The following is a 26,699-nucleotide window of genomic DNA, read 5'->3' as shown; positions in this document are numbered from 1 at the left end:
GAATCACAGGCAAGAAATAAGTATACCTATTTTGCTTCTGTAGCGAAAAAGGAAGGTTAGTATAAGAAGGTATGATGGTATGAAGATATTAGTAATTCCTGATGTTCATCTTAAACCGCAGATGTTTAAACAGGCTACAGCTCTTATGCATCAGGGAATTGCCGATCGAGCGGTATGTCTGATGGACATCCCTGATGATTGGGACAAGCAATATAATGTCGGACTTTATGAAGAAACTTATGATGAGGCTATTCGGTTTGCAAAAGCATTTCCGGAAACAGCCTGGTGCTACGGGAATCACGATTTGAGTTATCTGTGGCATTGTCTGGAGAGCGGTTATAGCTCCATGGCTTCACTGACAGTGCAAAGAAAGTTGTTGGATTTGCGAGAGGCTGTTCCAGAAGATAATCCCATTAAATATGTTCAGAGAATAGACAATGTTCTCTTTTCTCATGGAGGCGTACTGAATTTCTTTGTAGAGGAATATGTTCCGCGAGCAAAATATAATGATGTGGATGCTGTGCTAGAGACGATTAATCAGCTCGGAAGAATCGAGATGTGGAATGATGCATCGCCGATCTGGCTGAGACCACAGCATTCAAAAATGAGATTATATAAGCCACGTAAGTTGTTGCAGGTTGTAGGCCATACACCTATGGATGCAATTACGAAAGAGGGAAATCTGATTAGCACGGATGTGTTTTCAACTTACAGAGATGGAAAGCCGATTGGAACGGAGGAGTTCCTCTTGCTCGATACAGTGACATGGGAATACTGCGGAATTAAGATGTAGAATCCGATACGTAATTGGATGCATATTATGTCTGCGTCTCAAATACGCTGCTTCTTTTTCATACTCTGTAATGGAAAACCAACGAAAATCTCTTTTTACCTCAAAAGAAAGTAATAGCCACCAAAAATATCGGAAAAACTTTGTGAAAAAATAGAATTGTGTTTCGCAAGGGTCCCCTGTAAAATAGCGGGCAGGAGGAAAAGAGAGAAAAGGAGCTTCTTAATCTTATGGGAACAAATGAAAAGAATATGACTGCGGGATCCCCCGGAAAACTGATCATAACGTTTGCCATACCACTGATGCTCGGAAATATTTTCCAGCAGTTTTATACGATGGCGGACACCATGATTGTTGGCCAGGTGGTAGGAGTAGAAGCGTTGGCGGCAGTAGGCGCCGGAGACTGGCTGGTCTGGCTGGTGCTGGGCATCATGACAGGTATCACACAGGGCTTTTCGATTCTTGTATCGCAGTACTATGGAGCAGGGGAAAAGGAAAATCTGAAATGTGCGGTGGCGAAAAGCTATATTATGACAGCATTACTGTCTGTGATTGTACTTGCAGTAAGTGAAGGCGCAGTTTATCACGTTCTTTTATTTTTGCAGACACCGGATAATGTTATTGATCTGACGATGCTATATTTACGGCTGATTTTTGCGGGAGTCCCGATTATAGCTGCCTATAATATCTTTGCGGCGATCTTAAGGGCACTTGGAAACAGCAGATCTCCATTGATTGCAATGACCGTGGCAGCAGTGATCAATGTGGGACTTGACCTGCTGTTTGTGGCAGTTTTTGGCTGGGGCGTAGCCGGAGCAGCCGTGGCGACCGTTATTGCACAGGGATTTTCAGCCTTGTACTGTCTGCTTGTATTACGGAAAATCAGGGATATCCGACTGGAAAAGGAGGATTTTTACAGGCAGCCGTCTATGAGTCTGCGGCTTTTGAAGCTGGGGACTCCTCTTGCCATACAGAACGTGATCATTTCTGTGGGAGGACTTACGGTGCAGTATGTGATCAATGGCTTTGGCTTTCTGTTTGTAGCCGGATTTACGGCAACGAACAAGCTGTATGGAATTTTGGAGATGGCAGCCGTTTCCTATGGATATGCGATTACAACGTATGTAGGGCAGAATCTTGGCGCAAAGAAATATCAGAGAATCCGAAAAGGTGTGCGCAGCGGTACGTATATGGCAGTGCTCACTTCTGTTTTCATTTCCGGTATGATGGTGCTGATTGGGCGTAATATATTGTCTCTGTTTGTATCCGGTGAACCGGAGCAGATCCGACAGGTGTTAGATATTGCATATAAGTATTTGTTTATCATGGCTGTCTTTTTGTGGATACTGTATTTGCTGCATGTGTATCGTTCCGCGATCCAGGGGCTGGGCAATACTTTGATTCCGCTTGCCAGCGGCATTGCAGAATTTGTGATGCGTGTCAGCGTTGCGCTGCTGCTGCCGAAATGGATCGGCGAAGATGGAATATACTATGCCGAGATCTGTGCATGGAGCAGTGCGGCTGTTTTACTGATCATAAGCTATATGATTCTGATACGAAAATATAAAGATGCTAAAACGTCAGAAAGCTGATACAGTCTCGCCTGCAAGAGGATTTTAGATCTCTTACCCCGCTTAAAGCATAAGTAAGAAATAATACAAAAAAAGCAGTGCTGCAGAACGCAAACTACAGGAAACAGATGGGAAGGCGTACCCGAGGTACGACAAAAATCTGTCATGCGGTAATTTGCGCTCTGTGGGACTGCTTTTTTGCATGATTCTTGGAGTTTTGGGGAATTACGACAAGAAATAACCAAAAATTTCAATAACTAATCCAAAAATATTCTATTTTTTTTCAGACCGCTTGTGATTATAATGAATTCATCAGCTAGGAACGAAGCGAATCTAGCAAAATCACCAAACGGGAGGAATAAAAATGAAAAGAAAAGCATTAGCAGCAATTATGGCAGTAGCTATGGCAGTATCCATGGCTGGCTGTGGAGGATCCCCATCAGAGTCTAAAGATTCTACCCAGAAAACAGAAACAGCAGATTCTACGGCATCAACGGGCGGAAGCGTAGAAAACAAGGACAAACCTCTGTGCTGGTTCAACCGTCAGCCATCCAGCAGTGCTACCGGCGAACTGGACAAAGATGCTCTGAATTTCAACGGAAATACGTATTACGTAGGTTTCGATGCAAACCAGGGTGCTGAACTGCAGGGACAGATGGTTCTGGATTACATTAAGAAAAACGCAGACACGATCGACAGAAACGGTGACGGCGTAATCGGATATGTTCTGGCAATCGGTGATATCGGACATAACGATTCTATCGCCCGTACACGTGGTGTTCGTTCCGCACTTGGAACAGGTGTAGATGCAGACGGCGGAGTAGATTCTACACCGGCCGGAACAAACGTAGACGGAAAAGCAAAGGTTGTGCAGGATGCAACTCTGGATGTAGACGGAAAAACATATACCATCCGTGAGCTGGCTTCTCAGGAAATGAAAAACTCAGCAGGTGCAACATGGGATGCTGCAACAGCTGGTAACGCGATCGGAACATGGACAGCTTCCTTCGGTGATCAGATCGATGTTGTAGTTTCCAACAACGATGGTATGGGAATGTCAATGTTCAATGCATGGGCAAAAGACAACAAAGTTCCTACCTTTGGTTACGATGCAAACAGCGATGCTGTAGCAGCAATCGGTGAAGGATATGGCGGAACAATTTCTCAGCATGCAGACGTTCAGGCTTACCTGACACTGAGAGTTCTGCGTAACGCACTGGACGGTGTAGACATTGATACCGGTATCGGTACAGCAGATGAAGCCGGCAACTGCCTGACAGAGGGTGAAGATTACAGATACAGCGAAGAAGAGAGATCTTACTACGCATTAAATATTGCTGTAACAGCCGATAACTACAACGATTTCACAGATTCCACAAAAGTTTACGATAAAGTTGCAAAACAGCTGGATGAAAGCAAGAGCCCATCCAAAAAAGTATGGCTGAATATCTACAACGCATCGGATAACTTCCTGAGCTCTACCTATCAGCCACTGCTGGAGAAATATGATGATCTGCTGAACCTGAAGGTAGATTACATCGGTGGAGACGGACAGACAGAGTCCAATATCACAAACCGTCTTGGAAACCCGAGCGAGTATGATGCTTTTGCAATTAACATGGTTAAGACCGATAATGCAGCAGCATATACATCACTTCTCTCCAAATAATTTGAGACAGAATAAGAGTGTAAATGGTAACGATTCGGAGCCATGCGAAATCGAGATGAGGTCTCTGAATTGTTACCGTAAATGAATGAAATTATAGAGGGGTGTCAGCAATGATACCCTTCTTTATTAAGAAAAGGAAGCGCAGCTATGACAGATGATAAGAATAAATATATCTTATCGATTAACGGCATGAGCAAATCGTTCGGTAGAAATAAGGTTCTGAAACATATCAGCATGAATGTCAAACCTGGAACCATTATGGGACTGATGGGTGAAAACGGTGCCGGAAAATCGACAATGATGAAATGCCTCTTTGGAACCTATCAGAAAGATGAAGGAACCATCGTATTGGACGGAAAAGAAGTGAATTTCTCCGGTCCGAAGGATGCACTGGAAAACGGAGTGGCAATGGTACACCAGGAGTTGAACCAGTGTCTTGAAAGAAGTGTTGTAGATAACATGTTCCTTGGAAGATACCCAAAGAATTCCGTTGGAGTGATCGACGAAGGAAGAATGAAAAAAGAAACATCAGACCTGTTCAGAAAACTGGGAATTACAGTTGATCTGACGCAGCCAATGAAGAAAATGTCTGTATCTCAGAGACAGATGTGTGAGATCGCAAAAGCGATTTCCTATCATTCCAAAGTCATTGTACTGGATGAACCTACATCATCCCTGACTGCACCAGAGGTTGAAAAACTCTTTAAGATGATGCGTCAGCTGAAGGCGCAGGGAATTGCTCTGATCTACATTTCACATAAAATGGATGAAATATTTGAAATCTGTGACGAAATATCCGTACTGCGAGACGGAAGCCTGGTCATGACCAAGCCAAGTAAAGAAACGGATATGAACGAACTGATCGCCGCTATGGTTGGACGTTCTCTGGACAACAGATTTCCGCCTGTGGACAACACACCGGGAGAAACCATTCTCTCCGTACAGAATATATCAACAAAATATGCACCGAAACTGCAGAACATCTCTTTTGATATCAAAAAAGGAGAAATTTTCGGATTCTATGGTCTGGTTGGTGCCGGTCGTACGGAACTTCTGGAGACAATCTTCGGAATTCGTACAAAAGCAGAAGGAAATATCGTATATGATGGAAAAGTACTGAACTTCTCCTCCCCGAAAGATGCTATGGATCACGGATTTGCTCTGATTACAGAGGAAAGAAAAGCCAATGGTCTGTTCCTGAAGGGCGATATTACATTCAATACTACCATTGCAAACATGAAGCATTATAAGAGCGGAGTCGCATTATCGCATGACAAGATGGTGCGTGCAACGGCTGAAGAAATCAAGATCATGCATACAAAATGTATGGGACCGGATGATATGATCGCCAACCTTTCCGGTGGTAATCAGCAGAAGGTTATCTTTGGTAAATGGCTGGAACGTTCACCGAGCGTATTCATGATGGATGACCCGACACGAGGAATCGATGTTGGAGCAAAATATGAAATTTATGAACTGATTATCAATATGGCGAAACAGGGAAAAACAATCATCGTTGTTTCTTCCGAAATGCCGGAGATTCTTGGTATTACCAACCGAATCGGTGTTATGTCTAACGGACGTCTGGCCGGAATCGTAAATACCAAAGAAACAAACCAGGAAGAATTATTGAGACTCAGTGCTAAATACCTGTAACAGGAGGAAAATTGGAAATGGCAGAAAACAGCGTTATTATTTCGTCGGAAGAAGAAGCAAAGCTTTTGAAGCCGATCGATGAATATGTGGAAGAAATCCAGAAAAAAATCGATGCATTACGTGCAGACGGCTTTGACAAAGTGAGCGATCTGAAAAAACAGATCGCAATCGCAAAAGAAAACAAGAACTTATCCGCAACACAGAGAGATAAGATCATTGAAAACAGCAAAAAAGAGCTGGAAAATGCAAAAAAAGTAGAAGCAGACAACAAAGAAGAAATCAAAAAGCTGATCGCAGAGGCAGAAAGCTATCTGGCCGCGCATTACAAAAAGGATTATTACGACGTAGTAAACAAAAGCTGCAAAGCTGCAAAAGCAGAAGAAAACAGCAGATATGAGAAGGTCAAAGCAGATCTAAAGAGCGAGCATCAGAAAAAGGTTGCTTCTCTGAAGGATGCAGAAGAGATTAAGGCTGAGAAATATGTGCTCAAAAATAAATTGTTTGATGCACAGATGGCTCACGAATCGAAGCTTCAGGAGATCAAGGACAGAAGACATGAAGCATTCATGCATAAATATCACCTGATCGACCTGTTGCGGGCTTCCAAATTTACATTCCCGCAGCAGAGAATACAGAAATTGGAAAATTACAGATATACCTTCGATTTATCTCAGTTCCTGTACAAAAACGGTCTGTATATCGTAATCATTCTGATCTTCATCGCACTGTGTATCATCACACCGATCGTTAAAAATACACAGCTGCTGACTGTTACCAACATCCTGAATATCTTACAGCAGGCATCCCCGCGTATGTTCCTTGCACTTGGTGTTGCCGGTCTGATCCTGTTAACAGGTACCGACCTTTCCGTGGGACGTATGGTTGGTATGGGTATGGTTACAGCAACCATCATCATGCATAACGGAATCAATACAGGTGCTGTATTCGGACATGTATTTGACTTCTCCGCTATGCCTGCTACAGCGAAAGCACTGTTTGCACTGTTAATGTGTGTAATCCTTACGACAGCATTTGCCATGATTGCCGGATTCTTCATGGCGAGATTCAAAATGCATCCGTTTATCTCTACCATGGCGAACATGCTGATCATCTTCGGTCTGGTTACCTATGCGACCAAGGGTGTATCCTTCGGTGCGATTGATTCTGCCATCCCGAATACTTTCATTCCGCAGATCGGAAAATTCCCGACCATCATTCTGTGGGCTGTTGCAGCAGTTGCCATTGTATGGTTTATCTGGAACAAAACAACTTTTGGCAAAAACCTGTATGCGGTAGGTGGAAACCCGGAAGCGGCAGCAGTATCCGGTATCTCTGTATTTAAAGTAACAATGGGAGCATTTATGCTGGCAGGTATCCTGTATGGCTTCGGTTCCTGGCTGGAATGTAACCGTATGGTTGGTTCCGGTAGTGCAGCTTACGGACAGGGATGGGATATGGATGCCATCGCAGCCTGCGTAGTTGGTGGTGTATCCTTTACCGGTGGTATCGGTAAGATCTCCGGAGTTGTAACCGGTGTGCTGATCTTTACCTCCCTGACATACGCACTGACAATTCTTGGTATTGATACTAACCTTCAGTTCATCTTCGAAGGTATCATTATCCTGGCAGCCGTAACACTTGACTGTCTGAAATATGTACAGAAAAAATAATGAGACATTCATAAAGATACCAGGAGTGCAAAGCACGTAGCAATCTGGTATCAAAGGGGTCAGAAAAACTTTTGATTCCAACATCTTCATAAACAGATAGAATATAAGACAGCCCGGTCGTCCGATGGATGACCAGGGCGGTCTTTTGTTCTGTTTTGGCAAAAATTTTTGTAACTATTCATTCAGCAGAGAGCAATCTTCTGCTATAATAAAGGAATAATAATATGCTCCGCAAAACAGGAGGATAAGGATGGAACAATATAAAGTGATTCTTGTCGATGATGAAGTAGAGGTCATCGATGTTATGAAAAAAAAGATCCATTGGAATGATCTGGGATTTGACGTAGTGGGAAGTGCCACCAACGGCGTGAAGGCTTTGGAGCTGGTGGAAAAACTTCAGCCTGATGTGGTGCTGACGGACATTAAGATGCCTTATATGGATGGACTGGAGCTGGCAAGAAAGCTGAACCAGGACTATCCTAATATTTACATTATGCTTTGCACCGGCTTTGACGAATTCGAGTATGCGAAAGAGGCCGTCCATCTGGAGATTAAGGAATATATGCTGAAACCCATCAGCGCCACCGAGCTGTCAGAGAGCCTGATGAAGCTGAAAACAACACTGGACAGGGAACGGGAAGAAAAGTTAAATGTAAAAAAACTGGAAGACTATTTCCAGGAGGTTTTACCAAAGCTGCAGTCCAATTTCTTTATTTCCCTGATCGAGGGAAGGGTCAGAGAAGAGGATTATGAACGATTCCTTTTGGACTATCGGGTGGATATGAAGGGACCTTTGTTTTGCTGCATGATTTTTCATACATCGGAAAATGATGTGCCGGATGGCATGAATCCCTTATTGTTATCCATGTCCGTGGAGCGGGAGATCAAACAGCGGCTGATGGAGAACTGTAATTGCCAGGAGTTCATCTATATGGGTAATACCATTCTGATTATGGAACTCCATTCAGAAGATGAGATAGCTCAATTGACGGACAAGTGTGACCGGTTCTGCCGCTGGGCATGGAGAATTATGGGGGCGGCGGTTACCGCAGGGATCGGAACCGTCTGCAACAGTCTGTACGATATCAGTATTTCCTACGAGGGAGCCAGAGAGGCGGTATCCTACCGTGTCCTGTACGGAACGAAAAGAGCCATCAATATCGCGGAGATCGTTCCCAAAGAGTCAAAAAAGGCGGTTCCCTTAGAAGAGACAAGGATGCAGGAGCTGTTTCGTGCCATCCATGTAGGGGATCAGGAGAAGATCCGGAAAGAAGCCATCAAGGAGACAGAAAAGCTCCATAAGAATGCAGCCACCATCAGCCAGTACAATCTGGCTACCATGGAGATTGTCAGCGGATTTTTCAAATTCTGTGCCAATAATTCCATGGATTTCAATGAAATTTCCGGAAATGTACAGAATCTTTACGAAAGAGTGACTCAGCTGGATGAAAGCTCTATGACAAACTGGATCATCAATATGTCTATGGCGATCAGCGAAAAACTGAGAAGTACCAGAAACAGTACCTCCAGACGGATCATCACCGATGCACAGAACATCGTAAAAGACAGATATATGGAACCGGCGCTCTCGCTGGATGATGTGTGCGCAGATCTTGGTGTGTCCAATTCTTACTTTTCGTCCATCTTTAAAAAGGAAACCGGTCAGTCCTTCGTCTCCTATCTTACCGATTACCGAATGGACAGGGCAGAAGAAATGGTGCTGAACACCGATGAAAAAAGCTATAAGATCGCAGAAAAAGTGGGATATCAGGATGCGAACTACTTCAGCTATGTATTCAAAAAGAAATTCGGTGTTTCCCCTTCCAAATACAGAGCTTCCGGAAAATAGGGAACAGGTGAAAGGGAAAATACATGAAAGATAGAAAAAGAAAGCCGGATTCCAGGAAGAACATCGTATTTAACATACAGTCGATTATCCTGTCTGTCCTTATGGCGATTTCACTGGTTACGATCATTGTAATGGGATTGCTGCTTTACCATCGATTCAAGCTGGCATTGGAAAAAACAGCAGTGGACAACACGGAAGCTACTGTAGAGGCTACCGTGGACCGGTTAGATGCAGACCTGCTGGATATCCGGCAGATTATAAACGGGGCAAACTACAACGTAGTCCAGCAGTTTGATATATCCAGCCGGGAATTCTCGGAGCAGTTCAGTCTGCTCTATGAGACCAATTCCGATAAGATTCAGAGCCTGGCGTTGTATGATCCCAAAGGAAATCTGATCGCATCGGAGCCGGTGGCGGCAGAAAAGAAAAACGTGAAGGTGCAGACACAGGAATGGTACAAAAATGCGGAAGATGCCATTGAAAATATACACTTTTCCACACCGCATATCCAGGAGCTGTTTGAGGATGGATCCTATCGGTACCAATGGGTCGTTTCCCTGAGCAGGTATGTAGATGTCAACAAGGGAGAGACACCGGAAACAGGTATTCTTTTGCTGGATATGAAATATTCTGTGATCAGGGACGTGATGAAACAGATCAATGACTGTTCCGGCGGAATCTACTATTATCTGACCAGTCAGGACGGAGAGATGATCTATCATCCACGGGGAACGGAGTTAAACCGCGGATTATTTGAAGAAAACAGTCTGGACGCGGCAAAATACGAGGACGGAACCTACGAGATACGTTCCGGCGGTCAGAACGAGACCGTGATCGTCGGCAGCGTAGCCTATACAGGCTGGAAGATGATCGGTGTTGTGCCAGAGAGCGTGCAGGCGGCAAACTACAAGAACTTCCGTTACTATGTATTTGCCACGATTCTGGTTCTTCTGGTCATGCTTTTGGAGGGAAATCAGCTGGTATCCCGGAAGATATCCAAACCGATCCGGGAGCTGGATGCTTCCGTCAAGGCCCATGAGGCAGGAGGAAAACCGGATATCTATATCGGCGGCTCCTCGGAGATCCGCCATCTGGGACATTCTGTGCAGAAGTCCTATGAACAGATCGAAAAACTGATGGACGAGATCATCCGGCAGCAAAATGAACGAAGAAAAAGTGAACTGGATGCCCTGCAAAGCCAGATCAACCCCCATTTTCTGTATAATACACTGGAATCCATCACGTGGATGGTGGAAGCCCAGGAAAATGAAGCAGCGGTTCGTATGATTTCTGAACTGGCAAAATTACTTCGTGTCAGTCTATCCCGCGGTAAGACCATCATTCCCATTAAGGATGAGCTGCAGCACAGCAGAAGCTATATGAATATCCAGCTGGCCCGGTACAAAGAGCGATTTAAAACAGAATTCCGGATTGAGGAAGAGATTGAAAACTACTGCATTGTAAAGCTGGTGATCCAGCCTATCCTGGAAAATGCCATCTATTATGGCGTTGGCAATATGGATGAGGATGATGGCGGCATGATCATCGTCAGCGGAAAAAAGAAAGACGAGGACATTCTGATCACCATCGAAGACAATGGGATGGGCATGCGGGAAGAAGTCCTGGAAAATATTCTGACGGATAACAGCAAGGTTCCGAAGCACGGTTCCGGCGTGGGTGTGATCAATGTGCATTCCAGAATCCGGCTGATGTTTGGAGAAGAATACGGACTTTCCATAGAAAGTGAACCGGACGAAGGAACAAGGGTTACGATCCGTATTCCGGCAATCCCATATACACCGGAAAACGCAGAAGCATTGGAATTACAAAAATACATACAAAGGAGACCGGGCAGATGAAAAAGAACAGAATGAAATTTCTTATAATTGAGTTTCTTTTGCTGCTGCTGGCAGTATTCTTTGTATGGAAAATTTTCGATCAGAACGTAGCAGAGCCCCGGATTGCGGTGATTCTTCCGGAGTCCGGTGACAAACGCTGGGATGCCCTGATCAAGGGAATGAAGCAGGCTGCGGCAGAGAACAACGTTCATATGATCATCTGCAATACGGAAGAGATCGACGGGCCGGAGGCGGAAAGAGAATTTATCAGGGAACAGAAGGACAACGATATTGATGGCTTTATCATATATCCGGCACCCGGTCATGAGACGGAAAATATGCTGAAAAAAGAGTGTGGAAATAAACCGTATCTGCTGATTGCAGATGGTCTGGCGGTAAAAGAAGGGAAAACTGCCAGTCCCACGATCCAGCCGGATTACCGGGAGATCGGAAGATGGCTGGGAGAACGGCTGAGAACAAAAAAGCAGAAGATCGGAATTATCGCCGACTGGAAAATGTCCGAGGCTGTACAGGCGGAGATTTGTGGATTGAACGAGGCGCTGGAAGGCAGCGAAAGCAAGATCGGCTGGTGTATTTACCGGAGAAAAGAACAGGACATTGTGGAGCGGATGAAGAAGGAAACAGAGGCGGATGCTCTTGTCATCCTGGATGCAGGAATATTGGAAGAGTTTGGAGAGCAGGCAGAAAATGGAACATACGAGGGCGCGGAGCTCTATGGAGTGGGTTACAGTCTGAAGACGATTGCACTTCTGGATAACGGAAACATTCAGGGGCTGGCTGTGCCGGACGGATATGAAATCGGCTATAAAAGTGTGGAAGAAATAACCAAAAGGATCGAGCACAGGTCTTATAAAATGCAAGGATATATAACCGAATATCAGGTACTTGGCAAGGAAAATTTCTCTATGGACGAAGATTTAGAAAGGTTTTTATATTCCTATGAATAAAAAGAAAAGAAGGGTGGCAGTATTATTATCTGCCACGATAGGGAGTGCGGTGCTTGTGCTGTCGGGGTGTTCCGGCAAGTCGGACCAGACAGAGAAAACCCTGCGGGTCGGAGTGATAACCTACACGCAGGATGATCCTTTTATCAATGGACTGACGGATGAACTGAAGGCGCAGCTGAAAGCCATGGAAAACAAAGAACGAAGGATTATCGTATCGACAAAAAGCGGAAACGACGATCAGCAGGAACAGAACGAAAAGGTGGAAGAGATGATTGATGCCGGCTGTGATGTGCTCTGTATCAATCTTGTGGACCGGACAGCTCCGTCCCGGATCATCCGAATGGCAAGGAATGAAGACATTCCTGTGATCTTCTTTAACAGGGAACCGGTAAGAGAAGACCTGATGCAGTGGGAAAAGCTGTATTATGTGGGCTGTGATGCAGAACAGTCCGGGATCATGCAGGGTGAGATCGCAGCAGAATACATCAACAGCCATCCGGAAGTCGATAAAAACAAGGACGGAAAGATCCAATATGTGCTTCTGGAAGGAGAAGCGGGCCATCAGGATGCCATCAGCAGAACGGAATATTCCGTAAAGACACTGATGAAAAAAGATGTTATACTGGAAAAGCTAAGTTATCAGTTAGCGGACTGGAACCGGGGACAGGCGGAAAACCGCATGAACCGTCTGATCAGCCAGTACGGAAAAAAGATTGAACTTGTTATGTCCAACAACGATGAGATGGCACTTGGGGCTGTGGAGGCCTATCGGAAAGCAGGCTATGTCCGTGAAGAATGGCCGGTGATCTTCGGAATTGATGGCCTGGAAGAGGCTCTGGAAGCCGTAAAGGCAGGAGAGATGCAGGGCAGCATCCTAAATGACAGAGTGGATCAGGCAAAGAAAATGGCGAAAATGGCAGTGGAGCTGTTCGAGGGAGAGGAATTTGACCAGGAAAGCCTGAAAGAAGGCCGGTACTATTTTTCAGAATATCAGAAGGTAGACGGCAGCAACATCGATGAGTACCTGAACGCAGAAGAGACGATTTCCCACTCCGAAATGTAAGCAGGAAGACTGCGTTTGCAGGCAGAAAGAGTAAGTAAAGACGTGTCTTTATTTTAAACCAATCAAGCAAGCAGCGAAGCGGATTGCGAATATCCGACTGACAGAATGAGGAAAAACAGATGGAACATACATGGACCAAAGATTTTTATCAGGAGACAGATCCGGCAAAACGGCAGCAGATCTTAAAAGAACATATCGGAGAGGAGGAAGCCTGGGAAGAAGAATACCGGGCTCGGCTCTGGACGGCCCGATACGGACAACGCAGGCTCCAGAAGGATGAATTTGTCAAATGCCTGATGGAACTGAAGTATCTGGCGGAAGGAACCTCTCTGGATCCGGGAGGCGACAGAAGAAAGATGGGAGCCCGGATTCTCTCTACGTTGTGCCTGGCGGAAGCCATGCAGTCAGATGAGGGATACCAGAAAATTCTTGCAGATGAACTGTACAATGTATTCCTGAAATTTATTCAGGTCAGCAGAGGAGGCAGAGGATTTACCTCTCTGGTATTCGGCATGGGACAATTGTCCGAAGAAGGAATCGCGAAAAAAATCGCCGAACAGATCAGTGTGATCGCGTTCAAGGCGCCACGCCTGCTTCACATGGAAAAAGAATTCACCCTGCTCCGGGAAGCCGCCCTCCGGGCATATCGGCAGGAGTATCCGAACAGGGAGCATTTCCTGAATAAATATTGAGGTTATTGCAGTAATGTCTGAACAGTGGCAGGCGGAAAGAGAAAGGAGAATAAAATGGAATACAGAAAATTTGACAATGTTATAGTAGCAAGGATTGACAAAGACGAGGAAATATTGGAGCAGCTGAGGGTAATTGCCATAAAGGAGAATATAAAGCTTGCCAGTGTCCAGGCTCTTGGAGCGATCAATGATTTCACAGTCGGAGTATACAAGACAGACGAAAAGAAATATTATTCAAACAGCTTCCAGGGGTATTATGAAATTACATCACTGACAGGTACAATCAATACAATGGATGGAGAATATTATGCACATCTTCATATGAGTGCCGGAAATCAGAAGGGCGAGGTGTTTGGAGGACATCTGAACAGAGCGATTGTCAGTGCAACCTGTGAGCTGGTCATCACGGTAATTGACGGAAGAGTGGACAGAGTTCATGATGAAGAAACCGGACTTAATATTTTTAAGTTTAACTGAAGCTGCAAAGCAGCTATTCGGTTATGAGCAAGTAGCGAAGCGGATTGCGAATATCCGCTTGACTTAAAAGCCTGAGAGGAAATAGTGAGAAGCAACATCGGGATGCAGCGTAAGCGAAATCGAGATGTGATCTGAAGAGATAATACAATTTACGAAAAAGTGGATTTTCCACATAAATACCTGAACTGGAGGTGTAGGGGCTATGATAAAAGAACATTATTCGATCCTGTTTTGCAGCTTAACGGGTAATACAAAGAAGCTGGCTGATGCAATCTATGAAACGTTGCCAAAGGACAAATGCGATTATTTTGGCACAAACGATTCGCAGGTACCGCAATCCGACGTATGCTATATCGGATTTTGGACGGACAAAGGGAATGCGGACCAAAAGACATTAGAATTGTTGTCGAAATTAAAAAATAAAAAGATTTTCCTGTTTGGAACAGCTGGATTTGGCGGAAGTGATGCCTATTTTGAAAAGATTCTCGGACAAGTCAAACAGTCGATCGATGCAAGCAATACGGTCATCGGTGAGTATATGTGCCAGGGAAAGATGCCGCAGTCTGTGCGTGAACGGTATGTGAAAATGAAAGAAAACCCGGAACATCCGGCCAATCTTGATCTGCTGATTCAAAATTTTGACCGTGCTTTGTCACACCCGGACAGCGAAGATTTGGAAAGACTGAAAAAGTCATTATGAGATAGAAAAGTATGTTGTGCTTGATAAAAATAATTAGATAAGAGCAAAATTCGCGAAATGATTGCAATGGATCGTCAAATGGAATAGAATGGAGAGAAAAAAGAAAGGTGTGGAAAAGGCAGGGCTGGCAAAGCATATCCGGCAGATGAGGTCATGCAGAAACAAAAACAATGAAAACTACAACAAAACAAACTCATTTATACAGTAACACGGATCTTCGCAAGCTTTTAATTCCGATCATCATTGAACAATTGCTTTCTTCCCTGATGGGAACTGTCGACACGATGATGGTCAGCAATGTCGGGTCTGCCGCAATTTCGGCAGTCTCGCTGGTGGATTCCATTAATATCTTAGTCATTCAGGCGCTTTCTGCGCTGGCGGCAGGAGGAGCGATTCTCTGTTCGCAGTATCTTGGAAGCGAAAAACGGGATGGAGCAATCCGTTCGGCACAACAGGTGCTTTTTGTTATGACAGTTTTGTCCGTCGCATTATCCGCGGGCTGTCTGATTTTCCGTGTTCCGCTGCTGCGCGTGATTTTCGGGGCAGTGGAAGCGGATGTTATGAAAAATTCACAGGTGTATTTCCTGTTTACGCTGCTGTCATTCCCGTTTATCGGTCTTTACGATGCGGGCGCATCCATTCTGCGGGCGCAGAACAACAGCCGCAGTCCGATGGTGATTTCGGTGATTTCCAACTTTATGAACATCGGCGGAAATGCCATTCTTATTTTCGGCTTCCACATGGGTGTCGAAGGAGCCGCGATTTCGACTTTAATTTCGCGTATTTTCTGTGCGGTTGTCGTACTGTGGAAGCTTCGGGATGAAAGCAAACCGATTTTTGTGAAGCAGTATCTTTCCATTCGGCCGGACTTTGGTTTGATCAAGAAAATACTGTTCATCGGTATTCCATCGGGAATCGAGAACAGTATGTTCCAGTTTGGAAAGCTGGCGATTCAGTCCACTGTGTCCACACTTGGCACGGTTGCCATTGCCGCGCAGGCGATGACGAACATCCTTGAGAACCTGAACGGTGTCGCTGCGATTGGTGTCGGCATCGGACTGATGACGGTAGTCGGTCAGTGTCTCGGCGCGGGCCGGAAGGATGAAGCAATCTACTATATTAAAAAACTGTGCTGGCTGTCAGAAGTGGTTATCGTTGCAAGCTGTCTGCTGGTATTTGTGCTGACAAAACCGATTACGATGATCGGCGGTATGGAGGCAGAGAGTGCAAAGCTCTGCATGCAGATGATGATCTTTATCACGATTGTAAAGCCGCTCTGCTGGGTCATGGCGTTTGTCCCGGGATACGGCATGCGGGCTGCCGGGGATGTAAAATTCTCCATGATCACGTCCTGCTGTACGATGTGGCTGTGCCGTGTGAGTCTCTGCATTTATCTGTGCCGCGTATGGGGATTCGGCCCGATCGCCGTCTGGATCGGCATGGCGGCAGACTGGAGCCTGCGGTCCATTCTCTTTACCATCCGGTTCAAATCAGGAAAATGGCTGAATCATCATTTGATAGAAGAAAAGAAACAGGAGAGCTAAACATCTTCTTCCGGTAAAAAGGAAAGCGCATATGCAAGAGAGTCGTTGAGATGAGATTTTTGACCGCGGCTGGAAGCCGTACCGGATCAATCACCTGAGCTGGTGGAAAGAGGAGCTTGCATCCGAAGAAGAGATGGAAGAGGGACGGAACAATCTTGCAGCACACGACAATCGGAATGTAGATGAAAAGAAAATCCTTTTGTATGAACAGATCATTCGGGTTGTGTAGAAACAGGAAGAAAAAACTGGATTTTTCCAGTACCGGATGATAAGATAAAACTGTGTTTCGGGATGGCTTAAACATATGGAGGTGCAGGATGGAACCCATTTATTTGTCAATCCAGCAGAAAGAAACTGGCAGCCGCATCAAATCCCTTCTTCGTGAAAGCGGATACACCGTGAGAGACATTCAGAATGCCATGGGTTTTGAAAATCCACAGGCGGTCTATAAATGGATTTCCGGCAAGTGCCTGCCAAGTCTGGACAACTTTCTCATTTTAAGCAGATTATTAAACACAAGCATCGAAGATATCCTCGTCATTGACGGGGATATTCCTCGTTTCCGAAGCAAATACAGAAAAATCCGAGAAAGATTAAACCGCTGGTATAATGACAAAATCGTTATTTTGTGATACAGTGAAGAAAAAACAGAAAAAGAACCGGTTAAAAAGGTTTTGGAAAGGAAAAACAGATGTCAGCAGGAATACGTTTTGGCTACCGCAATTTAGAACATACCCCAGAAGCAACGTTTGTCGTCAAACAGCGTGGCTTTGTTTTGATATGTTCAATTGAGAAAAGCGACAGAACGGATTCTGTGGAATATGATACGGGAGGATCAAATTAGACGACCGCATCAGACAACTGGATACGAACGAAGAGGAGCCGCTTATCTTATGTTGAACACATGGGATAGGTGGCTTTTTCTATTAAAATTTTATATCAGAACAAATTGAGAAGGGAGAAACCCGGAATGGATCAGATCGAAATCAAAGGAAAAGTAAATACAGCCATCTGCTATGCCAGGATCGTAGAGGAGGAAGCCATCGAGCAGATCCGACGCATGTGCGATTATCCGATGACGGAAGGCTCGCGGATCCGCATCATGCCGGATGTGCATGCGGGAAAAGGATGTACGATCGGAACAACGATGACCATCCGCGACAAGGCAGTGCCGAACGTCGTCGGCGTGGATATCGGGTGCGGCATGTACACCGTAAATCTTGGAAGAGCCGAACTTGATTTTGCAAAAATCGACGAGGCGGCACATGTTATCCCGTCCGGCATGAATGTCTGGGAGGGGAGACAGGAACGTTTTGACCTGATGACACTTGCCTGCAGCCGGGAATTAAAAGACACAAAACGCCTGGAGCGGTCGCTTGGAACCTTAGGCGGCGGCAACCATTTTATCGAGATCGATGAAGCCGCCGACGGCACAAAATATCTCGTCATCCATTCCGGCTCGCGGAATCTCGGAAAACAGGTGGCAGAGTATTACCAGAATCTGGCAGTGCGGCTGGACCGCGGTTATGACGAGTACCTGGAAAAACGCGAGGAGCTCATACGCACCTACAAAGAGCAGGGCCGCAGAAAGGAAATCCAGGAGGCGTTAAAACAGCTGCAGTGGAAACCGGACGAAGCGCAGATGCCGGAGGATCTCTGCTATCTGACCGGAAAATATCTGGAAGCCTATCTGCACGACGTGGAGATCTGCCAGCAGTTTGCACGCCGGAACCGGGAAAAAATGGCGGAAATCCTGCTGGAACGAACCGGCCTTACCGGCACCGATGCGTTCCACACGATTCATAACTATATCGACACAAACGAGATGATACTACGAAAAGGCGCAATCGCAGCGCACAAAGGAGAACGAGTGCTGATTCCGATCAATATGCGCGACGGCAGTATTCTCGCCGTCGGAAAAGGAAATCCGGAGTGGAACGATTCTGCCCCGCACGGAGCCGGACGGCTGATGTCGCGCAAAAAAGCGAAGGAAACCCTGGCACTGGAGGAATACCGGAAGAGCATGGAGGGAATCTATACGACTTCCGTCAACGAACATACCCTGGACGAGGCGCCGATGGCGTACAAATCGCTGGATGACATTCTCGATATAGTCCGTGCATCGGTCGATGTCGTGGAGGTGCTGCGTCCCGTTTACAATTTCAAAGCATCAGAATAGAGGCGGAGGAAACCAGTAAAATTCCTCCGCAAGAAGGAGGAAGAAAAAATGATGGCAATTCCGTCAATTGATATGGAAGCAACAGGAAGAAACATTACAAGACTGCGGCAGCAGGCAGGCCTTACCGTCCGCGACCTGCAGGAAATTTTCGGTTTCACCACCCCGCAGGCAATCTACAAGTGGCAGCACGGCACCGCCATGCCGGCAATCGACAACCTGGTCGTGCTGGCAGCGGTACTGAATGTGTCGATCGATGAGATCGTGATTGTGGAGACAAGAGAGCTTGTACTTGCGAGTGCATAAACCTGAGAACGTATTTTACGCAACTTTAACACAATCTTCCCTCAATTTCATGTAGAATAAAAAGCACAGATTCCGTAGCTTTTCTACAAGCCGCAGCAGCCGGCTTATGGTAGCAGAAGCACTCGGTGAGGCAGAAACGGCAGGCTGGATCGGGTTGGCTCCGTTGACTTTATATGTGCAAACTGATAAGATACTCATAAGTATGTTCTTAGGGGTATCTTATTTTTGTATTTCAAAAAGAAAAGGGGAAATTAAATAATGACAAAAAAGAAAATCATTGGCCTTTGCATCGGCGCTGTCGTTCTTGCCGTGGCTGCGGCCGGTGTGAAGGAAGGCAGCTGGCTGATGAAGCATCGCCGGATGCAGAATGAGTTTACGCATGAGATGAATGCATTCACGACCAAAACAAACGCTGAGCTGATCCAGCCGACGATTGTTGCGGAGGATGATATCTACGGCTGGTTTTTCCATGAGGAAGATGACGGGCTGTACATGAATCTCTATTACCGGATCAAAAACGAGTCCAATCAGCACGAAATTGCATCCAGTGAATTTCCTGTGAAGATCAAAAAGGAGCTTCTTGCGGATGATAAAGTGTGGAGCAGAACGACGGGGGCCGCGAAAAATCAGGTTCACGCGGAATACCTGGAAGGAGAAGATGACATGACGGTTTCGTTTGACGTCTATTACCAGTGTGAGGGTTCCTGCGGGGAATATTTTGCGGATATTACCGTGACGGATAGTGAGACCGGAAAGCTCTACTACAGCAGTGAAGCAGAAAATGAAGCGGCAGAATAGGAGGAGCGATGGCCGAAAAAGAAAGCAAAAATAAATGGCACACACCGGCGGAGCGGATTATGATGCTGGGGTTTGCTGCGGTGATTCTGCTGGGGACAATTCTTCTTTGCCTGCCGGTTTCTGCGGCGGACGGAAAAAGCGTTTACTGGCTCGACGCCCTGTTTACCGCAACGACATCTGTCTGCGTGACGGGCCTTGTCACCGTTCCGACGGCGACGACATGGAGTACCTTTGGAAAAATTGTGATCCTCGGGTTGATTCAGTTCGGAGGTCTTGGCATCATGGCGTGCCTGACGATGGTGTTTCTGATCCTGCGCCGGAAAATCAGTCTGCAGAGCCGTAAACTGATCCAGGACACTTACAATCTGCCGGTTTTAAAGGGCAGCGTCGGTATTGTGCGGAAGCTGCTGATCGGCACGGCGGCGGTGGAGCTGGCGGGAGCCTTTTTCTACAGCTTCTGGTTTGTGCCGGAATACGGTTTCTGGAAGGGAATCGGCTACAGCCTGTTCCACTCCGTATCCGCCTTCTGCAACGCCGGAATTGACCTCGTCGGGGAATCCTCGTTCGCCCCGTTTGTGACGAACCCTCTCATCAACTTTACGACGATGGGCCTGATTTTCTTAAGCGGCCTTGGCTTTCCGGTCTGGTGGGAAGTTCTGGAGCGCGTGCAGGATCTTGTAAAAGGAAAACGGACCCGGAAAAACTTCGTGCGCGGCTTCACGCTCCACACCAAACTGGTTCTGACGACAACCGTCATTCTTCTGTTCGGCGGGGCGCTTCTGATCCTCGCGCTGGACTGGAACAACGCATCCTCGCTTGGCAGCTTAAAACCGGCGCAGAAGGCTATGGCGGCCTTCTTCCAGTCCGTGACGACGCGAACCGCCGGCTTTGAGACGATCCCGCAGGCAAACTTCTCGGACGGCTCCGCGATGGTAAGTATGATCCTCATGTTCATCGGCGGCTCTCCGATGGGAACGGCGGGCGGTGTCAAGACGACGACTGTTGCGATTCTGCTCGTGGTCGTCGCATCCTACATCCGCGGCGATTCCGACACCGTGGTCTGGGGACGGAAGGTCATGGAAGAAAACATCCGCACCGCGGTCGTTATTTTCTTCTTCGCACTGACGATGGCATTCACCGCGACGGTGCTTCTGATCTCTGTCACCGGAAGTCCTCTGCTGGACTGCCTGTATGAGATCGTTTCCGCTGTGGCAACCGTGGGACTGACGCGGTCGCTTACGCCGACCCTTCCGGCGGCGGGAAAAATCATCGTAATTCTGGTCATGTTCATGGGACGTCTTGGACCGGTTACGCTGGCTATTGCACTGCGGCGGAGAAGCGGAAGAAAAGATGTGGATATCCAGCGCCCGGAACAGCGGGTGCTGATTGGATAAAAGAGGAGAAAAAACATGAGTAAACAATACGCAGTCATCGGACTTGGAAAATTCGGCTTCGCCGTGGCGACGACGCTGGCGCAGGCAGGAAAAGAAGTGCTCGCGGTCGATAAAGACCCGGAGCTGGTACAGGAGATCGCCGATCTCGTCACATATGCGGCGCGCGCGGACATCACCGACAGCCGTGTTTTTGCATCGCTTGGCATCAGCAACATGGATGTCGTGATCGTCGGCATCTCTGAAAATATGGAGTCGAGCATCCTCGCCACCCTGCAGGCAAAAGAGGCGGGCGTGCCGCTCGTCATCGCAAAGGGCATGAGCCAGATGCATGCCAATATTTTGAAAAAAGTTGGCGCGGACCGCGTCGTGATGGCGGAGAGTGAGACGGGCATCCGCCTCGGAAAAAGCCTGATTTCCGGTGGCTTCCAGGACTTCTTCATGCTGTCGGATTCGTTCTCCATGGTAGAGCTTCCCGTGCCGGAAGCGTGGACGGGGCATAACCTCGAGGAGCTGGATCTGCGGAAGAAATACAGTATCAACGTAATCGCCGTCAAGGACGGGGAAGACATCCGTGTCACGGTCAATCCGAAGACGCTGCTCCGCGCAGAGGAAGTGCTGATTCTGATCGGCGAAAACAAAGAACTTGCCAAATTGATGAAAAACAGGAAATGAGGGGACCATTCATGATTACAAGCAGCAGCAATGCACAGGTAAAAAACATTATTGCGCTGAACAAAAAAGCAAAAGAACGCCGGGAGCAGGACGTTTTCGTGGCGGAGGGCTGGAAAATGTTCCAGGAAGCGCCGCGGGAATGGCTGAAAAAAGTATATGTGTCTGAGGGCGGCAGCAAAATGCATGAAATGCCGTCCGACGGGACAGAATACGAAGTAGTGGACGACCGCGTGTTCCAGTCCATGTGCGACACGAAGACGCCGCAGGGTGTTTTAAGTGTGATCCGCATGCCGCATTACACCGAAGAGGAGGTGATGGACAACGGAAAGACACCGCTTCTGATGGTGCTTGAGGATCTGCAGGACCCTGGAAATGTCGGAACAATCATCCGCACCGCAGAGGGCGCAGGAGTCACCGGCATCATCATGAGCCGCGGTACCGCGGATATCTTCAATCCGAAAACGATCCGTTCGACGATGGGCTCGATCTACCGTATGCCGTTTCTGATCGTCGACGATGCGGTCGGATTTGTAAAAGGCTTAAAAGCGCGGAAGATCTGTACGTACGCGGCACATCTGCACGGCGTGCATTCCTACCGCGAGGAGGATTACACAAAAGGAACGGCATTCCTGATCGGAAATGAGGGAAACGGCCTGACTGATGCAATGGCAGAGGCCGCCGAGTGCCTGATCCGTATTCCGATGGAAGGAAAAGTGGAGTCGTTAAACGCAGCGATTGCATCCGCCGTTCTCATGTATGAGGCACACGGCCAGCGCGCATAAAAGAAAGAGCGTTACCGGTTTTCTTACATTTCTCTTAACCTGCCGGAAACCTACTCGACAGAACCGGTATTTTGAGCTAAAATAGAAAGAGCAGAGTCCGGGCTGAATTTCTGTCAGTCCGGTAAAACTGTAATATTTGCCAGAAAAGCAAAAGCTGTTTTGGGAGGAAGGAAAAATGAGTGAGAAAAAAAACATCAGTAAAAAGGAGCTCCGAAGAAGAAAGCGGAAGCGTGCGCTGATGATCAAAACAGGAATTCTATGTGTTCTGCTTGTCATCTTCGGCATTGGAATCTGGGCTTTGGCCGGAGGAACAGAAAAAATCCAGCAGAAAGCACAGGAAAAAGAGGATCAGAAAACAGCAGAGGTGGACGGTTCCGTATCGTCGGACAGCACGGGAAGTGCTGAAGCGCCGACAACGAAAGCACAGATTATGGCGGAAGCCGATGCACTTGCGCAGACATACGATTACGATGGAGCCATTGAAAAGCTCCAGAGCGTAGAGGGCGCAGCGACCGACGCGGATATCATCACAAAAGTAGCAGAGTACACCAGCACGAGAGATGCCTGTGTGCGCGTCAACGTCAACGAAGTAACCCACATTTTCTATCATTCTCTTGTAGTCGATCCGCAGAAAGCGTTCTATCAGGACAACGCACAGACCGCAGGCTTCTGCCAGTGGATGACCACCGTGGATGAGTTCAACGCGATCACCCAGCAGATGTACGACAGAGGATATGTCATGGTTTCGATCAACGATCTCGTGAAAAAGACCGTAGATGATGACGGAACCGTTCATTACGAGGAAGGGGACATTTACCTGCCGGAGGGCAAGAAAGCATTCGTTCTTTCTCTGGATGACCTTTCCTATTACCACTCTTACGACGGACGCGGCATTGCCAGCAAGATGGTAGTCGGCGACGACGGAAAACCGACCTGCGAATACATTCAGGATGACGGAACTGTTGTGACCGGTGCTTACGACTGCATCCCGCTGATGGATCAGTTTATCGAAGCGCATCCGGATGCCGTATACCACAATGCGCGCGGAACCGTAGCACTGACCGGCTACGATGGAATCCTTGGATACCGCACCGACGGTGATTACAAGACGAGAGAAGATCTGACGGATGATCAGGTAGCATGGCTTGATGCACACCCGGATTTCGACTGGGATAAAGAGTGCGAGGAGGCGAAAAAAGTAGCCGATGCGATCAAAGCAGACGGCTGGACATTCGCAAGCCATACCTGGGGCCATATCCGTGTCGGCGACAAACCGATCGAGACGATCCAGGCGGATACCGAGAAATGGCTGACGTATGTTGCACCGCTCATCGGCGGAAGCGATATCATCATCTTTGCACATGGACAGGATCTTTCCGACTGGCACGATTACACGATGGACAATGAGAAGTTTGCTTACTTAAAGAGTCAGGGCTTCAACATCTACTGCAACGTAGATTCCTCCCAGTATTTCGTTCAGGTAAGAGACAATTACCTGCGTATGGGACGAAGAAACCTGGATGGATACCGTCTGTACCAGAACCTCTACGGAGGCGGCGAGGACAGAACAAGCGATCTGTTTGATTCTGCCTCTGTTATTGATCCGCAGCGGCCGACAGATCCATCTCTTTACAATTTAGGTTAAAGAATTTTGAAAATGAAAAAGATCTCACAGAACTTTCTATTATTTATAGAAGAAAGTCTGTGGGATCTTTTTTTCAGCAGGGCGAACCGTTTACAGATATTTTTCTACGAGCGGAAACGGCAGAGGCCCGAGACGGAGCAGTTTTTCATGGAAACCGATCAATGAGAATGAGTCACCTTCCTGTTCCCGCACTTCCGAGAGGAGCTGCGAAAACGAGAGCGATCCGACACAGTATTTCAGATAGTTCGCCGGTGTCTCGAGAATATACTGATATAAAGAGGCAGCGGCCGACGCATCCGTGATGCCGAACTGCGCCAGAAAGGCTGACGCATCCGAGAGGAGCCATCCCTGGCTGTGGATTCCGAGATCCAGCAGCGAGCAGAGGGTAAGATGCACCGAGCGGTTCAGATACCAGAGACGGCAGAGCGCCTGCGTGTTTGCATCGAGATTACGTGCGGCGTAGCGGCAGGCATATGATTCAACGTAGGTTGCCCATCCTTCCACATAACCCGACGGCGCGTAGAGATGGCGGATCAGAAGCGGGTCGGAGCGCGAGAACGAGACGGTCTGGTACAGATGGCCGGGAAAGCCCTCGTGGGCAAGTGTGGAATACAGCTCGATGCCGGTCATCTCATCCGCGGGATTCAGGTAAATGGAGTTGGGTGAATTGACATCGGCGGGCGGTGTGAGATAAAAGGCGGGGCTTAAAAAATCCTTGAGGGAGTCATCCACGGTCTTTACTTCGTATGCGATACCCGAAAGAACGGGAAAATCTTCAGAAACGGCATTCTGCAGATCGGCAAGCATTTCCTCCGGCGTGGAGAACGGCAGCACGAGCGCCTGCTCTGAGAGGGGGAGCGACGGATTCTGATCGAGAATGATCTGCATTTCGGCACACTGGTCCGCAAGCTGCTGTGTTAAAAGGCGGGTCAGCTCCTCCGGTGAAGCATCAACACCGACGCGGCTGCGGAGAAGATACGCATAGTAGGAAAGTCCGCCTTCCTGCCGGGAAAGACCACCGGCGTTCTGTGTTCCTTTGCCGCGGAGTGAAGAAAGCGCATCGGAAAGAGAGCGGTAGGCGGGAAAAACACAGGAGGTAAGGAGTTTTTCATGCGTCTGCAGACAGAGATTCCTTTCCGCCTCAGAAAACAGTGAAGACGCCTGCAGTTTATTCTGAAAAACGGTGTGGAGCAGATGGATTTCCGGTGTATCCGCGTCGGCGAGAAAAGCACTGCACTGGTGGATAATGCCATCGACCGCAAGGTCATTCTGAAACACGCCCTGCCGGGATTTTTCCTGTTCGAGTGCGATGAGGTCGGAGAAATAGCGCGGGAGATCCTGCAGAAGATGGAGGTAGTCGGCGATATCCTGCTGTGTGCGGAACGGGTACTCCGCGAGCAGAATGGGAAGCTGTGCCTGAATCCCAAGCGACGGACCGAGCGGTTCCGCAAGAAGGCTGGTGCTGCCCGGCATTTTCTCGCAGTCCAGCTCGTAGAGCAGAAGATCGAGCGTGATCTGATTTTCCGCGGAGAGGCGGTTGCGATGAAAGGATGTGAGCGTTGTTTCCACACTCTGCAGCAGGGCATCATATGAGGTGCGGTCAGGGATGGAAACCGTGCCGAACGAGGCGGTGCCGGGGGCAATTCCGCGGGAAGCCGGATCAGCGAGGGTATAGTGGAGCGTGATGGCAGAAGAGGTTACCTCGGAGTGGAACCGTTCCTCCACATACGCGGAAAACCGGCGGTTCTCACCAGGGGAAAAGAACGGGGAAAAATACCAGAACAGCAGGGCGAAAAGAAGTCCGCCGCACAGAAGCAGAGGGAACAGGATGCGGCGGTGCAGAGAAGCTGGTTTCATAGAATAGGCTCCGGTGCGGACAGTTATCATAAAGTATGTAAAAAATGCTGATTTTATGCGCTTTTTCCGTGGCCTTTCATTTGACTTTCCAAAACGGCTTTGCTATAATCAGTAACGAATGAAATAAGGGACTTTTCAGTGCAGAACGGATTTGAAAAAGAATCCGCGAAGGTAAAAGAGAATCAGGTGGAAATCCTGAGCGATCCGGTCACTGTAAGCAGGGAGTGTTAGCTGCAGAAATGCCATTGTGCGAAACGCATGAGAAGGCGCGGCTGCCGTGAAGATCTGCGAGTCAGGAAACCTGCTGGAAAGGTTAGTGAATCGCTTCCGATGAAAGCATATATTCATGGAAAGATGTACGAAGCAAAATCGGACATCTGCTTTTTTGTCGCCATGCGTCCGAAAAAGAGCTCCGGTGGAGAAACTCTTTTGCAGAAAAAGCAGATGTCTGTTTGTCTTTTCGCAGAAAAAATGTGTCCTCAAAAACAAGATTACTTGCAGGGAGACATCATTGACGGGGACAGGCACCGCCCAGCTGCCTGAAAAAGTCAGACGGAATCCGGAGCAGATGCGCGAAGGATA

General features: G+C 47.6%; 23 protein-coding genes and 1 riboswitch. Of the genes, 22 read left to right on the top strand and 1 reads right to left on the bottom strand.

Annotated elements, in window-relative coordinates; genetic code table 11:
- The first annotated feature begins 79 nt into the window (after window positions 1-79).
- From DWX32_RS15160 to DWX32_RS15060, 22 genes are all read left to right on the top strand, one after another.
- Window positions 80-793, top strand: a complete 714-nt coding sequence (locus DWX32_RS15160) for a metallophosphoesterase (RefSeq protein ID WP_117762300.1) — start codon at window positions 80-82, stop codon at window positions 791-793.
- A gap of 227 nt (window positions 794-1,020) precedes the next feature.
- A complete protein-coding gene (locus DWX32_RS15155; protein ID WP_118660483.1) occupies window positions 1,021-2,382 on the top strand; it encodes an MATE family efflux transporter in 1,362 nt (453 codons plus the stop codon).
- Window positions 2,383-2,725: 343 nt separating this feature from the next.
- On the top strand, window positions 2,726-4,030 hold the full coding sequence (locus DWX32_RS15150) for a substrate-binding domain-containing protein (protein WP_055220189.1): 1,305 nt from the start codon (window positions 2,726-2,728) through the stop codon (window positions 4,028-4,030).
- 147 nt (window positions 4,031-4,177) lie between these two features.
- The gene (locus DWX32_RS15145) at window positions 4,178-5,686 is read left to right on the top strand and encodes a sugar ABC transporter ATP-binding protein (RefSeq protein ID WP_055228555.1); all 1,509 of its coding nucleotides are present in this window, start codon (window positions 4,178-4,180) and stop codon (window positions 5,684-5,686) included.
- 17 nt (window positions 5,687-5,703) lie between these two features.
- Window positions 5,704-7,356: a galactose/methyl galactoside ABC transporter permease MglC gene (locus DWX32_RS15140; RefSeq protein WP_117510117.1), complete on the top strand. Its 1,653-nt coding sequence runs from the start codon at window positions 5,704-5,706 to the stop codon at window positions 7,354-7,356.
- A 250-nt stretch (window positions 7,357-7,606) separates the two neighbouring features.
- On the top strand, window positions 7,607-9,205 hold the full coding sequence (locus tag DWX32_RS15135) for a response regulator (protein WP_118660481.1): 1,599 nt from the start codon (window positions 7,607-7,609) through the stop codon (window positions 9,203-9,205).
- Between the two features lie 23 nt (window positions 9,206-9,228).
- Window positions 9,229-11,064, top strand: a complete 1,836-nt coding sequence (locus tag DWX32_RS15130) for a cache domain-containing sensor histidine kinase (protein WP_118660479.1) — start codon at window positions 9,229-9,231, stop codon at window positions 11,062-11,064.
- Entirely contained in the window at window positions 11,061-12,011 is a 951-nt protein-coding gene (locus DWX32_RS15125) for a substrate-binding domain-containing protein (protein WP_118660477.1), read from the top strand. Before DWX32_RS15130 ends, DWX32_RS15125 begins: the two co-directional genes overlap by 4 nt.
- 13 nt (window positions 12,012-12,024) lie before the next feature.
- Window positions 12,025-13,074 carry a galactose ABC transporter substrate-binding protein gene (locus DWX32_RS15120; protein WP_305764415.1) on the top strand — a complete coding sequence of 350 codons (1,050 nt, stop codon included), beginning with the start codon at window positions 12,025-12,027 and terminating at the stop codon, window positions 13,072-13,074.
- A gap of 119 nt (window positions 13,075-13,193) precedes the next feature.
- Entirely contained in the window at window positions 13,194-13,766 is a 573-nt protein-coding gene (locus DWX32_RS15115; protein WP_118660475.1) for a DUF6553 family protein, read from the top strand.
- A gap of 54 nt (window positions 13,767-13,820) precedes the next feature.
- The gene (locus tag DWX32_RS15110; RefSeq protein WP_055228550.1) at window positions 13,821-14,243 is read left to right on the top strand and encodes a PPC domain-containing DNA-binding protein; all 423 of its coding nucleotides are present in this window, start codon (window positions 13,821-13,823) and stop codon (window positions 14,241-14,243) included.
- A gap of 202 nt (window positions 14,244-14,445) precedes the next feature.
- Window positions 14,446-14,943: a flavodoxin family protein BilS gene (gene bilS, locus DWX32_RS15105; protein WP_055220197.1), complete on the top strand. Its 498-nt coding sequence runs from the start codon at window positions 14,446-14,448 to the stop codon at window positions 14,941-14,943.
- Between the two features lie 170 nt (window positions 14,944-15,113).
- Window positions 15,114-16,487 carry an MATE family efflux transporter gene (locus tag DWX32_RS15100; RefSeq protein ID WP_118660473.1) on the top strand — a complete coding sequence of 458 codons (1,374 nt, stop codon included), beginning with the start codon at window positions 15,114-15,116 and terminating at the stop codon, window positions 16,485-16,487.
- 317 nt (window positions 16,488-16,804) lie between these two features.
- Complete coding sequence (locus tag DWX32_RS15095; protein WP_055267727.1) at window positions 16,805-17,119, top strand: helix-turn-helix domain-containing protein; 315 nt, start codon at window positions 16,805-16,807, stop codon at window positions 17,117-17,119.
- A 338-nt stretch (window positions 17,120-17,457) separates the two neighbouring features.
- Window positions 17,458-18,666, top strand: coding sequence for an RtcB family protein (locus DWX32_RS15090; RefSeq protein ID WP_118660471.1), 1,209 nt, complete (start codon window positions 17,458-17,460; stop codon window positions 18,664-18,666).
- Window positions 18,667-18,714: 48 nt separating this feature from the next.
- Complete coding sequence (locus DWX32_RS15085) at window positions 18,715-18,969, top strand: helix-turn-helix domain-containing protein (RefSeq protein ID WP_117510109.1); 255 nt, start codon at window positions 18,715-18,717, stop codon at window positions 18,967-18,969.
- 106 nt (window positions 18,970-19,075) lie between these two features.
- The gene (locus DWX32_RS19715; RefSeq protein WP_158555015.1) at window positions 19,076-19,228 is read left to right on the top strand and encodes a hypothetical protein; all 153 of its coding nucleotides are present in this window, start codon (window positions 19,076-19,078) and stop codon (window positions 19,226-19,228) included.
- Entirely contained in the window at window positions 19,228-19,767 is a 540-nt protein-coding gene (locus DWX32_RS15080; RefSeq protein ID WP_118660469.1) for a hypothetical protein, read from the top strand. The genes DWX32_RS19715 and DWX32_RS15080 overlap by 1 nt, the downstream gene beginning before the upstream one ends.
- An 8-nt stretch (window positions 19,768-19,775) precedes the next feature.
- Window positions 19,776-21,161: a TrkH family potassium uptake protein gene (locus DWX32_RS15075; protein ID WP_117801552.1), complete on the top strand. Its 1,386-nt coding sequence runs from the start codon at window positions 19,776-19,778 to the stop codon at window positions 21,159-21,161.
- Window positions 21,162-21,176: 15 nt separating this feature from the next.
- Window positions 21,177-21,833, top strand: coding sequence for a potassium channel family protein (locus tag DWX32_RS15070; RefSeq protein WP_118660467.1), 657 nt, complete (start codon window positions 21,177-21,179; stop codon window positions 21,831-21,833).
- Window positions 21,834-21,844: 11 nt separating this feature from the next.
- The gene (locus DWX32_RS15065; protein ID WP_118660465.1) at window positions 21,845-22,615 is read left to right on the top strand and encodes a TrmH family RNA methyltransferase; all 771 of its coding nucleotides are present in this window, start codon (window positions 21,845-21,847) and stop codon (window positions 22,613-22,615) included.
- 175 nt (window positions 22,616-22,790) lie between these two features.
- Window positions 22,791-24,260 carry a hypothetical protein gene (locus DWX32_RS15060; RefSeq protein ID WP_022461704.1) on the top strand — a complete coding sequence of 490 codons (1,470 nt, stop codon included), beginning with the start codon at window positions 22,791-22,793 and terminating at the stop codon, window positions 24,258-24,260.
- A gap of 90 nt (window positions 24,261-24,350) precedes the next feature.
- On the opposite strand, the gene DWX32_RS15055 is transcribed toward DWX32_RS15060, so the two are convergent.
- Entirely contained in the window at window positions 24,351-26,117 is a 1,767-nt protein-coding gene (locus DWX32_RS15055; RefSeq protein ID WP_158579603.1) for a DUF885 domain-containing protein, read from the bottom strand.
- Window positions 26,118-26,236: 119 nt separating this feature from the next.
- Window positions 26,237-26,440: riboswitch (cobalamin riboswitch) on the top strand.
- Window positions 26,441-26,699: the final 259 nt, after the last annotated feature.

It is taken from the genome of Blautia sp. AF19-13LB (genome assembly GCF_003479105.1).
GTDB classification, from domain to species: domain Bacteria; phylum Bacillota; class Clostridia; order Lachnospirales; family Lachnospiraceae; genus Fusicatenibacter; species Fusicatenibacter saccharivorans.
This window is presented reverse-complemented; position numbering and strand designations above follow the sequence as displayed.